This is a genomic window from Streptomyces sp. JJ38, from assembly GCF_019303475.1.
Lineage (GTDB): Bacteria > Actinomycetota > Actinomycetes > Streptomycetales > Streptomycetaceae > Streptomyces.
Genome location: NZ_JABLSI010000036.1, coordinates 39,087 through 52,309 on the forward strand (window position 1 = coordinate 39,087; position 13,223 = coordinate 52,309).

General features: G+C 74.6%; 13 protein-coding genes. 10 read left to right on the top strand and 3 right to left on the bottom strand.

Annotated elements, in window-relative coordinates:
- Nucleotides 1-123 precede the first annotated feature (123 nt).
- Nucleotides 124-1,302 (top strand): quinolinate synthase NadA, encoded by a 1,179-nt coding sequence (gene nadA / locus HPT28_RS19420; protein ID WP_219092426.1) that lies wholly within the window; start codon nucleotides 124-126, stop codon nucleotides 1,300-1,302.
- Nucleotides 1,303-1,465: 163 nt separating this feature from the next.
- On the opposite strand, the gene HPT28_RS19425 is transcribed toward nadA, so the two are convergent.
- Both HPT28_RS19425 and HPT28_RS27105 read right to left on the bottom strand, forming a co-directional pair.
- Nucleotides 1,466-2,263, bottom strand: a complete 798-nt coding sequence (locus HPT28_RS19425) for a bifunctional 2-polyprenyl-6-hydroxyphenol methylase/3-demethylubiquinol 3-O-methyltransferase UbiG (protein ID WP_219092427.1) — start codon at nucleotides 2,261-2,263, stop codon at nucleotides 1,466-1,468.
- A complete protein-coding gene (locus tag HPT28_RS27105; protein WP_308119371.1) occupies nucleotides 2,263-2,859 on the bottom strand; it encodes a DUF3043 domain-containing protein in 597 nt (198 codons plus the stop codon). Before HPT28_RS27105 ends, HPT28_RS19425 begins: the two co-directional genes overlap by 1 nt.
- A gap of 370 nt (nucleotides 2,860-3,229) precedes the next feature.
- Here HPT28_RS27105 and HPT28_RS19435 point away from each other — a divergent pair, with 370 nt between their 5' ends.
- The 3 genes from HPT28_RS19435 to HPT28_RS19445 all read left to right on the top strand — a co-directional run bounded on the left by HPT28_RS19435 (nucleotide 3,230) and on the right by HPT28_RS19445 (nucleotide 5,674).
- Nucleotides 3,230-4,012, top strand: coding sequence for a PspA/IM30 family protein (locus HPT28_RS19435; RefSeq protein WP_257578929.1), 783 nt, complete (start codon nucleotides 3,230-3,232; stop codon nucleotides 4,010-4,012).
- A 37-nt stretch (nucleotides 4,013-4,049) separates the two neighbouring features.
- Entirely contained in the window at nucleotides 4,050-4,331 is a 282-nt protein-coding gene (locus tag HPT28_RS19440) for a hypothetical protein (protein WP_219092429.1), read from the top strand.
- A gap of 227 nt (nucleotides 4,332-4,558) precedes the next feature.
- A complete protein-coding gene (locus HPT28_RS19445) occupies nucleotides 4,559-5,674 on the top strand; it encodes a S1C family serine protease (protein ID WP_219092430.1) in 1,116 nt (371 codons plus the stop codon).
- Nucleotides 5,675-5,692: 18 nt separating this feature from the next.
- Here the strand turns inward: HPT28_RS19445 and HPT28_RS19450 are convergent, their stop codons facing one another.
- Nucleotides 5,693-5,902 (bottom strand): hypothetical protein, encoded by a 210-nt coding sequence (locus HPT28_RS19450; RefSeq protein WP_219092431.1) that lies wholly within the window; start codon nucleotides 5,900-5,902, stop codon nucleotides 5,693-5,695.
- 135 nt (nucleotides 5,903-6,037) lie between these two features.
- Between HPT28_RS19450 and HPT28_RS19455 the strand changes: the two genes are divergently transcribed.
- The 6 genes from HPT28_RS19455 to HPT28_RS19480 all read left to right on the top strand — a co-directional run.
- The gene (locus tag HPT28_RS19455) at nucleotides 6,038-7,234 is read left to right on the top strand and encodes a bifunctional adenosylcobinamide kinase/adenosylcobinamide-phosphate guanylyltransferase (RefSeq protein ID WP_219092432.1); all 1,197 of its coding nucleotides are present in this window, start codon (nucleotides 6,038-6,040) and stop codon (nucleotides 7,232-7,234) included.
- 122 nt (nucleotides 7,235-7,356) lie between these two features.
- Nucleotides 7,357-8,448, top strand: a complete 1,092-nt coding sequence (locus HPT28_RS19460; protein WP_219092433.1) for a nicotinate-nucleotide--dimethylbenzimidazole phosphoribosyltransferase — start codon at nucleotides 7,357-7,359, stop codon at nucleotides 8,446-8,448.
- Between the two features lie 158 nt (nucleotides 8,449-8,606).
- A complete protein-coding gene (locus HPT28_RS19465; protein WP_219092434.1) occupies nucleotides 8,607-9,398 on the top strand; it encodes an adenosylcobinamide-GDP ribazoletransferase in 792 nt (263 codons plus the stop codon).
- Between the two features lie 181 nt (nucleotides 9,399-9,579).
- On the top strand, nucleotides 9,580-11,166 hold the full coding sequence (locus tag HPT28_RS19470) for a leucyl aminopeptidase (RefSeq protein ID WP_219092435.1): 1,587 nt from the start codon (nucleotides 9,580-9,582) through the stop codon (nucleotides 11,164-11,166).
- A gap of 456 nt (nucleotides 11,167-11,622) precedes the next feature.
- The gene (gene lpdA, locus HPT28_RS19475; protein ID WP_219092436.1) at nucleotides 11,623-13,011 is read left to right on the top strand and encodes a dihydrolipoyl dehydrogenase; all 1,389 of its coding nucleotides are present in this window, start codon (nucleotides 11,623-11,625) and stop codon (nucleotides 13,009-13,011) included.
- 51 nt (nucleotides 13,012-13,062) lie between these two features.
- On the top strand, nucleotides 13,063-13,223 hold a 161-nt coding region (locus HPT28_RS19480), incomplete at its 3' end, for a biotin/lipoyl-containing protein (RefSeq protein ID WP_306824639.1).

The following is a 13,223-nucleotide window of genomic DNA, read 5'->3' on the forward strand; positions in this document are numbered from 1 at the left end:
AGACGAGAAACCGAGTCAGACCAGAAGACGAGGCAGGGGTCGCCCGCCCAGGGCGGCCCTGAATCAAGGGTGCGTGCCGTCAGCTTCCAAGGCGCCCGGATTCGCCAAGAGGAGTGAACAAACGTGAACCCAGCGCAGTCACTGGATGTCCAGCCCACGCCGCTGGCCCTGCTGCTCCTCGGCCGGGAGGCCGACCCGAAGAGCGAGCGCGGCGTCGAGTGCCCCGGCGACCTCCCGGCCCCCTCCGACCCGGACCTGGTGGAGCGCGCCCGCGCGGCCAAGGAGAAGCTGGGCGACCGGGTCTTCGTGCTCGGGCACCACTACCAGCGCGACGAAGTGATCCAGTTCGCCGACGTCACCGGCGACTCCTTCAAGCTCGCCCGGGACGCCGCGGCCCGCCCGCAGGCCGAGTACATCGTGTTCTGCGGTGTGCACTTCATGGCCGAGTCCGCCGACATCCTCACCACCGACGACCAGCAGGTCGTGCTCCCCGACCTGGCCGCCGGCTGCTCGATGGCGGACATGGCGACGGCCGAGCAGGTCGCCGAGTGCTGGGACGTGCTGAGCGAGGCCGGGGTGGCCGACGTCACGGTCCCCGTCTCGTACATGAACTCCTCCGCGGACATCAAGGCCTTCACCGGCCGCCACGGCGGCACCATCTGCACCTCCTCCAACGCGCGCCGCGCGCTGGACTGGGCCTTCGAGAACGGCGAGAAGGTCCTCTTCCTGCCCGACCAGCACCTCGGGCGCAACACCGCCGTGCGCGACATGGGGATGTCGCTGGACGACTGCGTCGTCTACAACCCGCACAAGCCGAACGGCGGTCTGAGCACCGAGGAGCTGCGGGCGGCGAGGATGATCCTGTGGCGCGGCCACTGCTCGGTGCACGGCCGCTTCTCGCTCGACTCGGTGAACGACGTCCGCGAGCGGATACCCGGCGTGAACGTCCTGGTCCACCCCGAGTGCAAGCACGAGGTCGTCGCCGCGGCCGACTACGTGGGCTCCACGGAGTACATCATCAGGACGCTCGACGCGGCCCCGGCCGGCTCGAAGTGGGCCATCGGCACCGAGCTGAACCTCGTACGGCGGCTGGCGAACCGTTACGCCGCGGACGGCAAGGAGATCGTCTTCCTCGACAAGACGGTCTGCTTCTGCTCGACGATGAACCGCATCGACCTGCCCCACCTGGTGTGGGCGCTGGAGTCGCTGGCGAACGGCACCGTGGTCAACCGCATCCAGGTCGACCCCGAGACGGAGAAGTTCGCCAAGCTCGCCCTGGAGCGCATGCTCGCCCTGCCGTGAACCCCGGGCCGCTGCGCTTGCGAGGTCTGCGCGACGGCGCGGGGCTGGCAAGCGCAGCCCCCGGCACGGGGCCCCACCCCAACGGGGCCCGGTCGGCACGTCGCAGCGTGCGGGTGCGCTGTGGCCGGTCGCGCGGTTCCCCGCGCCCCTGCGCGGGCGCGGGTCAGTCGCGCGTCGCGCAGACGTGCAGCAGCGCGGCCACACCGCGGTAGGGGTCGGTCCGCCCGGCTCGCTCCTCCGCGGCGAGCAACCGCTCCAGCTCCTCCCCCGACGGCGGCTCCGCCTCGTCGGGCGCCAGGTCGGTGAAGAGCCGCACGCCGTACCAGGCACGCAACGGAGCCCCGGTGCCCGCCAGCGCCGCCGTGAGGGTGGACAGCCGGTCGGCCCGGGCGGCGACGCCCAGCCGGTTCGTGTAGTGCGGGTCGTCGAAGGCCGCCAGCGCCGCCTCCCAGTCGCCGGAGAGCCCGGGGCGCAGGGCGAGCGCGTCGGCGTTGCGCACCACCAGGGACAGCAACCCGCCGCGGGCCAGCACCCTCGCCAGGCCCGCCAGCAGCGGCCCCGGCTCCTCCACGTACATCAGCACGCCGTGGCAGAGCACGGCGTCGAAGGAGCCCGGCGCGAACCGGGCGCCGGTCTCCCGGGCGTCCCCGGCCAGCAGCCGGACGCGGCCCCGGACGTCCACCGGCTCGGCGGCCAGGGCGTCGCGGGCGGCCTCCAGCATGCGCGGGTCGAGGTCGATCCCGGTGACCTCGTGCCCCATGCGGGCCAGCCGCACCGCCTGGGTGCCCTGTCCCACGCCGACGTCGAGAACGCGCAGCCGACGCCCGACGGGGAAGCGGGCGGCCAGCTCGGCGTCGAGCTGATGCGCGACGAGGGTCTGGCGCACCGCGTCACGCAGCCTGCCGACTCCACCGAGCCAGGCCTCGGCCGCCTCGCCGAAGCCCTGGGCGGGGGCGGGCATCAGCGGCGCGGCGCCTCACCCCGGGCCACCTGCGGCTTGGGCAGCCGCATGCGGCGCATCTGGAGCGTGCGCATGAGGGCGTACATCGTGACGCCCCGCAGGTTCTCCCCGGGGAAGCGCTCGCGCAGGGCCTTCTTGAGCCGCCGCGCGGTGACCACCGAGTCGAGCACGATCATCGCGATGACGCCCATCCAGAGCACCAGCGAGAGGTTCTTCGCCTGCACGTTCGGCACGATGCTCAGCACGAGGATGAGCACGGCGATCGGCAGGAAGAACTCGGCGATGTGCCACTTTGCGTCGATGTAGTCCCGGGCGAAGCGGCGGGTGGGGCCGCGGTCGCGCGGGGGCAGGTAGCGCTCGTCACCCGTGGCCAGGGCCTCACGCTGCTTGGCCATGTCCGCCCGGCGCGCCTCGCGCGCCCGCTTCGCGGCCTCCTTGCGGTTGGCCGGGGGCTTGGACAGCGACCGGCGCTGCGCCTGGGCGTCCCGGCGCTTGGGCGTCGGGCGGCCCTTCGGCGCCTGTGGGTCGCGCTGCGTCAGCTCCTCGGCGGCCTCGGCGGCCGGGGAGTGATCTTCCTTGGAACGGCTTCGGAACACGTCTCCAAGACTACGGCGTGCCCGGGGGTGCGCCCCACCCGCCGTGAGCACGATCCCGCAACGGTGACCCGGTGACCTCGGCGGGAGGGCGGGAGCTTCCGGGACGGGGTGGGCGGCGGCACCGGGTGGAAACGGACGGCGCCTCCGGGATGCTCCCGGACCGGACGGAACCCGGCGGAACGGGGACGCCCCGAGTCCGCGTCTACACCCCTGGCGGGAGACGCACGCGTCACGATCGTCCTGGAGAAGGAGCTCATCGGGGCGAGGACGGTGCGGTAATGGAAGCAGGGCCCGTACTGTGGGTTCTGTAGGGATGCCGAGGCGAAGAGTCCGTCGACGAAGGGGGCGCGCGAGGCCCATGAGCGGTGTCATGAAGCGGATGGGAATGCTGTTCCGCGCGAAGGCCAACAAGGCCCTGGACCGGGCCGAGGACCCGCGCGAGACGCTCGACTACTCCTACCAGAAGCAGCTGGAGCTGCTGCAGAAGGTGCGACGCGGCGTCGCGGACGTCGCCACCTCCCGCAAGCGGCTGGAGCTTCAGCTCAACCAGCTCAACCAGCAGTCGGGGAAGTTGGAGGAGCAGAGCCGCAAGGCGCTCTCGCTCGGCCGGGAGGACCTGGCCCGGGAGGCGCTGACGCGGCGGGCCGCCCTGCAGCAGCAGGTCACCGACCTGCAGACGCAGCACCAGACGCTCCAGGGCGAGGAGGAGAAGCTCACCCTGGCTGCGCAGCGGCTCCAGGCGAAGGTCGACGCGTTCCGCACCAAGAAGGAGACGATCAAGGCCACCTACACGGCGGCCCAGGCGCAGACACGGATCGGCGAGGCCTTCACCGGCATCTCCGAGGAGATGGGCGACGTCGGGCTCGCGGTGCAGCGCGCGGAGGACCGCACGGCGCAGCTCCAGGCCCGGGCGGGCGCGATCGACGAGCTGCTGGCCTCCGGTGCCCTGGACGACCCGACGGGGACGGCCAAGGACGACATCAGTGCCGAGCTGGACCGCATCTCCGGCGGCTCCGACGTGGAGCTGGAGCTCGAACGCATGAAGGCCGAGCTGGCCGGCGGCAGCAGCGGGCAGCAGGCCATCGAGGGCGGTGCCTCGGATCAGGGGCAGCAGGCCCAGCGGCAGGACACGCCCAAGTTCGACAAGCAGTGACGGCCGCGGCTTCCGGCCCCGCACGAAGGAGCACGACGTGATCGTAAGGATCATGGGCGAAGGCCAGGTAGAGCTGGACGACTCGCACCTGGCGGAGCTCGACAAGCTGGACGACGAGCTGCAGGCGGAGCTGGACGGCGGCGACGAGCCGGGGTTCCGCCGCACGCTGCTCGCGCTGCTGGACGCCGTGCACCGGCTCGGCGCCCCCCTGCCCGACGCCGCGCTGGAGCCCTCGGACCTGATCCTCCCGGAGCGGGAGGCGACGATCGAGGAAGTCCGCGCGCTGCTCACCGAGGACGGTCTGATCCCCGGGGTGTGACGCGCTCCTCCGGCGCGGCTCACCGCACGGCTGCCCTCCGCGGCTCCCTCCGCCGGGTGAACCGCCGAGGGCCTCGGCACCCCTTCCACGACGGCGCCGGACCCGCCCCGCACGGGGCGGGTCCGGCGCCGTCGTCGTGCGTCGGGCCGTCCCGGGCGGGCGGTGCGGGGTCGGCCGTTCGACGGTGCCGACCGGCGGCGCCCGGGGCCGGGGGCGAGACTGCGCTCATGACCCGTGCCGCCGCCGTCCCCGCCGCCAGCCGCGCGGGCGCCGCCCTGCTGTGCGCGGCGGCGCTGCTGTGCGTCACGACGCCGCTCACCGGCTGTTCCGGCCTCGCGGGCCAGGGGCCGGGGGCGGGGCACTCAGCCGGCCCGTCCGGCCCGTCGTCCGCCACGCGCGCGCCGTCCCCGCCGCCGCCCGCCCCGGCGGACCCGGACGAGCTCCAGGAGCGGTACCAGCAGGTCGTGCAGGACGTCCTGCCGTCCGTCGTGCAGATCACCACCGACGAGCAGCTCGGCTCGGGCGTCGTCCACGACACCGCGGGGCACATCGTGACGAACGCGCACGTGGTCGGTGACGCGCGGACGTTCGAGGTGACGCTCGCCACGGGCGGGGGCCCGCTCAAGGCGGAGCTGGTCGCCGCCCACGAGGACCAGGACCTGGCCGTCATCCGGCTCACCGACCCGCCGCGCGGACTGCGTCCGGCCACCTTCGGCGACTCGGCCCGGGTGGAGGTCGGACAGATCGTGCTCGCCATGGGCAACCCGCTCGGGCTCTCCTCCAGCGTCACGCAGGGCATCGTCTCGGCCGTGGGCCGCTCGGTGAGCGAGGGCGAGGGGCGGGCCACGATCGGCAACATGGTGCAGACCTCGGCCGCGATCAACCCCGGCAACAGCGGCGGGGCCCTGGTGAACCTGGCCGGGCAGGTCATCGGCATCCCGACGCTCTCGGCGCGGGACCCGCAGTTCGGCGCGGCCCCGGCGCCGGGCATCGGCTTCGCCATCCCGGCGGCGACCGTCCGCGACCTCGCCGGGCAGATGATCCGCCACGGCAAGGTCGTGGACGCGGACAAGGCGGAGCTGGGCGTCTCCGTGCGCACGGTCCTGGGGGAGGACTTCCAGCCCGCGGGCGCCTCCGTCGTCGAGGTCGCGGAGGACGGGGGCGCCGCCGCGGCGGGCCTGCGTCCCGGGGATCTGGTCGTCGAGGTCGACGGCGAGGAGATCGTGGACGTCGTCGACCTCGCGGAGGCGCTCGCGGGGCACCGTCCGGGGGACCGGGTGCCGGTCCGCTACCTCCGCGGCGGCGCCCAGCACCGGGTCACGGTGCGGCTGGGCGAGGCCTGAGGGGCTCGCCCAGCCGGGTCACTCGGCGGCCGCGTGCAGGCTCATCGGCCCGTAGACCTCGGTGCCGTCCTCCAGGAGCCGCACCTGGTCGACGCCGCTCTCCAGCAGTTCCTTCCAGTTCTCCCCGACCCAGGACTCCGCGTCCCCCTGGGTGGCGAAGTCCTCGACGGGGGCCGGGGGCTCCGTGCTGGTGCCGTCCGCCTTCTCGAACTGCCACGTCCATGCCATGTCCGCCTCCTGGGCGCCGGGGTCGTCGGAAGATCATGCGGATCCTGCCCGCAGCGTACTCGCGGCAGCCCCGGCCGGGGGAGTCAGGACGTGGGTCCCCGCGCCGTTCCGGACAGGACGCGAGACGATCGTCCCGTGGACGTGACTCTGCTCGGCACCGGCGCACCCGCCGGACTCCCCCGGCCCGACTGCCCCTGCGCCGTGTGCGCCGCCTCCCTCGGCACCCGTGCCCGGGCCGCCACGGCGCTGCTGGTGGACGGAACCCTGCTCGTCGATCTCACTCCGGGGCCCGCCTTCGCCGCCGCCCGGGCGGGGCGGTCGCTGCACGGGGTGCGGCAGGTGCTGCTCTCCCATCCGCAGGACGGCCCGCCCGTGGAGGTTCCCGCCGGGCTCCCCGCGCCGGTGCGGGTGCCCGACGGGCAGGACCTGGCGCTGATCAGCGGCCACCGCGTCCACGCCGTCGCCCTGGACTCGCCCGGCACCGGATACGCCGTCACCGGGCCCGACGGACAGCGGCTGCTCTACCTGCCCCCGGGTTCGGCCCCGGCGGGGCTGGAGGACGCGCAGGCCCCCTACGACCTCGTGCTGCTGGACGTGCTGGGCCGCCCCGAGGCGCTGGCCCGGCTCCGGGCGGCCGGGGTCGTCGGCCCGACGACGGACGTGCTGGCCGTCCACGTGGACCACACCGTGCCCCCGGGCGACGAGCTGCACCGGCGGCTGGCGGCGGTCGGGGCGCGAGTCGAACCGGACGGCACGACGCTGGCGGCCGGGGACTTCCACGACGTCCCGGAGGTGCCGCGCCGCACGCTGGTGCTGGGCGGCGCCCGCTCGGGCAAGTCGGTGGAGGCCGAGCGGCGGCTGAGCGCGCACCCGGACGTCCTCTACGTCGCGACGGGCGGCTCCCGGGATGGCGACGAGGACTGGGCGGAGCGGGTCAGTGCGCACCGGGAGCGCCGGCCGTCTTCCTGGCGCACCGTCGAGACATGCGATCTGGTGCCGCTGCTGGAGCGCCACGGGCCGCCGCTGCTCATCGACTGCCTGTCGCTGTGGCTGACGGACGCGATGGACGCCGTCGACGCCTGGTCGGACGAGTCCTGGGCGCGGGGCGGCAGGCGGCGGCTCGACGAGCGGGTCGCGGAGCTGGTGGGGGCGCTGCGCGGGACGAGCCGCACGGTCGTCGCCGTGAGCAACGAGGTCGGCTCGGGCGTCCATCCGGCGACGCCGGCGGGCCGCCGCTACCGGGACGAGCTGGGCCGGCTGAACACGGCCTTCGCCGCGGAGTGCGAGCACGCCCTCCTCGTCGTCGCGGGCAACGCCGTCGTCCTGCGCTGAGGGGCGGGCGGCGGGGGTGAGGCGCACACCGCGGGGAGGCGCGAGACGCCGGCCGCCACCGGGGCGAGCGGGCCCGGCCCCGGAGCCCGGGGCCCCGGGCCGCGCCGGGTAACCTCCCCTCCATGAGCGAAGACCGCCTGGACCTCGACGACTTCGGCGACCTCATCGAGCGGCCCGACGGCGGCGTCCGGCGGGACGCGGAGGAGCGCCGACTGCGTACCGGGCTCGCGCGCGGCGCCCTCGGCCGGCTGGACGAGATCGGCGAGTGGCTCGCCGCGGCCCAGGGCCGGGTGCCCGTCGCCCCCGTCGAGCGGCCCCGGATGGTGGTGTTCGCCGGCGACCACGGGCTGGCCGAACTCGGCGTCTCGGGCCGGCCCGCCGGCTCGGCCCACACCCTGGTCCGCTCCGCGCTGGACGGCAGCAGCCCCGGCGCCGTCCTGGCACGCCGGGCCGGGGTACCGATGCGCATCGTGGACATGTCGCTGGACTGCGACCCCGCCGAGCTGCCCGCCGAGGTCACCCGGCACCGGGTACGCCGCTCCAGCGGGCGCGCGGACGTCGAGGACGCCCTGAGCGCCGAGGAGGCCGAGCGCGCCTTCCGCGTCGGCATGGCCGTCGCCGACGAGGAGGCGGACGCGGGCACCGACCTCGTCGTCCTGGGCGACCTGAGCGTCGGCGGCACGACGGCGGCCGGCATCCTGATCGGCGCGCTGTGCGGCACGGACGCCTCGGTCGTGACAGGCCGCGGCGGCACCGGGATCGACGATCTGGTCTGGATGCGCAAGTGCGCCGCCATCCGGGACGGGCTGCGGCGCGCCCGGCCCGTCCTCGGGGACCAGCTGCGGCTGCTGGCCGCGGTGGGCGGCGCGGACCTCACCGCGGCGACCGGCTTCCTGCTCCAGTCGGCCGTCCGCCGGACGCCGGTGATCCTGGACGGCGTCGTCTCGGCGGCCTGCGCCATGGTCGCCCAGCGGGTCGCCTTCCGCGCCCCGGACTGGTGGCTGGCCGGACAGGCGAGCGGCGAGCCGGGGCAGGCCAAGGCCCTGGACCGCATGGCGCTCACACCGCTGCTGGACCACGGTGTGACGGTGGGCGAGGGCACCGGCGGGCTGCTCGCGCTGCCGCTCGTCCAGGCCGCGGCCGCGCTCGCCGCGGAGCTGCCCGCCGACACCCCGGCCCAGGCCCCTGACCCGGCCCCGGCCGACGTGGCCTGAGCCACGCGGGCCCGGTACCGGGTCCGGCCCGGGTCGGGGCTGCCCTGCCCGCGCCGCGTCACCCGCCGCCGCGTCGTGGCTGGTCGCGCGGTTCCCGCGCCCCTGAGGGGCGCACCCGGATCCGGCCGTCCACGGGCAGGCCGTAGCCTGTCCGCGCCATGAACGACACACCGCCTCGCCGCACGGACGGCCTCCGCTTCGCCTTCGGCACCCTCACCGTGATCCCTGTCCCCGTGCGGCGCTGGGACCGCGCCACGGCCCGCCCGGGCATGCTCTGCGCGCCGGTGGCGGGGGCGGTCGTCGGGCTCGCGGCGGGCGCGACGGGCGCGGCGCTGGCGGCGCTCGGCACGGGCCCCCTCACCGCGGCCGTCGCCACGGTCGCGGTCCCGGCCGTACTGACCCGCGGGCTCCACCTGGACGGGCTGGCCGACGTCGCCGACGGGCTGGGCAGCGGCCGGGACGCCGCGGGCGCGCTCGCGGTCATGAAGAAGTCCGACATCGGTCCCTTCGGGGTGGTGGCGCTGCTGCTCGTGCTGCTCGGACAGGTCGCCGTCCTGGCCGGGCTCTACGCGGAGGGCTGGGCCGAGGCCGCCTGGGGGTACGCCGTGGCCGCCACCGCCGCCCGCACCGCCCTCACGCTCGCCGCCCGGCGCGGGGTGCCCGCGGCCCGTCCCGAGGGGCTGGGGGCGGTCGTCGCGGGCACCGTCCCACCCGTCCCGGCCGCGGTGGTCGCCGGGGCGGTGACGCTCCTGGCCGCGGCGGCGGGCGCAACGGTGGGCGGCGCCGCGGACGCGCTGCGGGGCGCGGCGGCCGTCCTCGCCGGACTGGCCGTGGCCGAGCTGCTGTTGCGCCGGTGCCGGCGCCGGCTGGGCGGGGTCACCGGCGACGTCTTCGGAGCGCTCGCCGAAAGCGCCACGACCGCCTGCCTGTTGGTCCTGGCCCTCGGCTGACCTCGGCGGACCTCGCCGAGGCGCGGGGGCCGGCCGGGCGCCCGGCGCACGGCTGACGGCCGGGCGGGTGCCCGCCGCTTCCCAGCCGCCCGTCGGTTGCGGCAGGCTGAGGCGTAGGCTCAGCCTCACCAGACCCCCAGGGAATTCACACGAATCTCCAAAGAACAGGATCTCCAGGACAGTGACTGCTCTGACCCTCAGTACCTCGTCCGCCGCAACGACGCGTGCGGACGCCATCGTCATCGGCATCGCCAAAAGCGCCGACGACTCCGGCACTCCGGCCATCACCCCCGGTGCCGAGACGGTGGACAAGGCGTTCGGCGGGCGGCTCGCCACCGTCCTGGAGACGCTCGGCGCGAGCGGCGGCGAGGGCGAGACGACCAAGCTCCCGGCCCCGGACGGGCTGAAGGCGCCGGTCGTGCTGGCCGTGGGCCTGGGCTCCGCGCCCGAGGACGGCTCCGGCTTCGCCCCCGAGACGCTGCGCCGGGCCGCCGGTGCCGCCGCGCGGGCGCTCACCGGAACGCGCAAGGCCGCCTTCGCCCTTCCTCTGGAGGACGGCGTGGAGTCCGTCGCCGCGGTCGCCGAGGGCGCGCTGCTGGGCGCCTACGCCTTCACCGCCTACCGGGGCGAGCAGGAGGGCAAGGGCGCCGGCGCCAAGTCGGCCAAGGGCGCCAAGGGTGCCAAGGCGGGCAAGGGCGACGACGCCGGCGCGCCGCTGGCCGAGGTGGCGCTGCTGGGCGGCAAGCCCCGCGACAAGGCGCACAAGGCCGCCGTCGAGCGGGCCGTCGTGCTCGCCGAGGAGGTCGCCCGCGCCCGGGACCTGATCAACACCCCGCCGAACGACCTGCACCCGGCCTCGTTCGCCGCGCAGGCCCAGGCCGCCGCCAAGGAGCACGGCCTCAAGGTCGAGGTGCTGGACGAGAAGGCGCTGGCCAAGGGCGGCTACGGCGGCATCCTGGGCGTCGGCCAGGGCTCGGACAGCCCGCCCCGGCTGGTGAAGCTCAGCTACACGTACGGGAAGTCGGCCAAGACGCTGGCCCTCGTGGGCAAGGGCATCACCTACGACTCGGGCGGCATCTCCCTGAAGCCGGCCGGCCACAACGAGACGATGAAGTGCGACATGAGCGGTGCCGCCGCCGTGTTCGCGGCCGTGGTGGCCGCCGCCCGGCTGGGGCTCGCGGTCAACGTCACCGGCTGGCTCGCCCTCGCCGAGAACATGCCCTCGGGCAACGCGCTGCGCCCGGGCGACGTGCTGACCATGTACAGCGGCAAGACCGTCGAGGTCCTCAACACCGACGCCGAGGGCCGCCTCGTCCTGGCCGACGCGCTGACCCGGGCCTGCGAGGAGTCCCCGGACGGGCTCGTCGACGTCGCCACGCTGACCGGCGCCATGGTGCTGGCCCTGGGCAACCGCACCTTCGGCGTCATGTCCAACGACGAGGCGTTCCGCACCGAGGTGCACGAGACGGCGGAGGAGGCCGGCGAGCAGTCCTGGCCGATGCCGATGCCGCCGGAGCTGCGCAAGGGCATGGACTCCACCGTGGCCGACATCGCCAACATGGGCGAGCGCATGGGCGGCGGCCTGGTGGCCGGCCTGTTCCTGAAGGAGTTCGTCTCCGAGGGCACGCCGTGGGCCCACCTGGACATCGCGGGCCCCGCGTTCAACGAGTCGGCGCCGTTCGGCTACACGCCCAAGGGCGGCACGGGCTCCGCGGTGCGGACGCTGCTGCGGCTGGCCGAGCGCACCGCGGACGGCGAGCTGCTGTGACGCTCCTCGCACCGCGGGCGGAAGGCGCACGGCGTGCGTCCCGCGCACCGCGGCGCGTCGCGGCCGCCAGGGCGGCCACCGTCGCCGGGGCCCCGGGCCTCTGACGTCCCCCCGGCCGCCCCGCTCCCCCGGGCCCTCCGCAGGGCCGTCACGCCCCGCGGAGGGCCCGAGCGCGTCCGGGTCCTCCGCGACCCGCGTGGTGTTCGCTCTCGGCGATCAGGCCGGGCTACCGACCGGTAGCAGCCGGTTGCGGCGCAGGCCGGAACCGCTCGGGAGGCCGCACGACGTCTCACACACCGGCCCCGCGTCCCGCCCGCCCCCGACAAGTGCGAAGATGGGGTCTCGGCAGGACAGGGGCCCGCTCAACCACAGGGCCGAAGCAGTAGAGCGGCCGAACGCACAGCCGCCCGGTCACAGTCGACCGGCTCCGGCGCACCCATGCATGGAGGACGTGACGTGGCGAACGACGCCAGCACCGTTTTCGACCTAGTGATCCTCGGCGGCGGTAGCGGCGGTTACGCCGCCGCCCTGCGCGCTTCGCAACTGGGTCTCGACGTCGCCCTGATCGAGAAGGACAAGGTCGGCGGCACCTGCCTGCACTACGGATGTATCCCCACCAAGGCGCTCCTACACGCCGGTGAGCTGGCCGACCAGGCCCGCGAGGGTGCCGAGTTCGGTGTGAAGACCTCGCTCGAGGGCATCGACATGGCCGGTGTCCACAAGTACAAGGACGGCGTGATCTCCGGCCTCTACAAGGGCCTGCAGGGGCTGATCGCCTCCCGCAAGATCACCTACGTGGAGGGCGAGGGCCGCCTCTCCTCCCCCACGTCCGTCGACGTGAACGGACAGCGCTACGAGGGCCGGCACATCCTGCTGGCCACCGGCTCGGTGCCCAAGTCCCTGCCGGGGCTGAACATCGACGGCGACCGCATCATCTCCTCCGACCACGCCCTGGTCATGGACCGGGTGCCGAAGTCGGCGATCATCCTGGGCGGCGGCGTCATCGGCGTCGAGTTCGCCTCGGTGTGGAAGTCCTTCGGCGCCGACGTGACGATCGTCGAGGGCCTGCCCCACCTCGTCCCGGCCGAGGACGAGAGCAGCTCGAAGCTGCTGGAGCGCGCCTTCCGCAAGCGCGGCATCAAGTTCTCCCTCGGCTCCTTCTTCGAGAAGGCCGAGTACACCGACGGCGGCGTCAAGGTCACGCTGGCCAACGGCAAGGAGTACGAGGCCGAGGTGCTGCTGGTCGCCATCGGCCGCGGCCCGGTCTCGCAGGGCCTGGGCTACGAGGAGGCCGGGGTCGCGATGGACCGCGGCTACGTCCTCGCCGACGAGTACTGCCGGACCAACGTGCCGACCATCTCGGCCGTCGGTGACCTCATCCCGACCCTCCAGCTCGCCCACGTGGGCTTCGCCGAGGGCATCCTCGTCGCAGAGCGGGTGGCCGGGCAGAAGGTCGTCCCGATCGACTACGACGGCGTGCCGCGCGTCACGTACTGCCACCCGGAGGTCGCCTCCGTCGGTCTGACCGAGGCCAAGGCCAAGGAGAAGTACGGCGCGGACGCGGTGGTGACGCTCAAGTACAACCTCGGTGGCAACGGCAAGAGCAAGATCCTCAAGACGCAGGGCGAGATCAAGCTCGTCCAGGTGCGTGACGGGGCCGTGGTCGGCGTGCACATGGTCGGCGACCGGATGGGCGAGCAGGTCGGAGAGGCCCAGCTCATCTACAACTGGGAGGCGCTGCCCGCCGAGGTCGCACAGCTCATCCACGCTCACCCCACGCAGAACGAGGCTCTCGGCGAGGCGCACCTGGCGCTGGCCGGCAAGCCCCTGCACTCCCACGACTGATCGCGTCGGGCGCGACCACATCCGTACCTTTCGTAAGGAGCAACCGAAACCATGCCGGTTTCCGTAACCCTTCCGGCGCTCGGCGAGAGCGTCACCGAGGGCACCGTCACCCGCTGGCTGAAGGCCGAGGGTGAGACCGTCGAGGCCGACGAGCCGCTGCTCGAGGTCTCGACCGACAAGGTCGACACCGAGATCCCCGCCCCCGCCTCCGG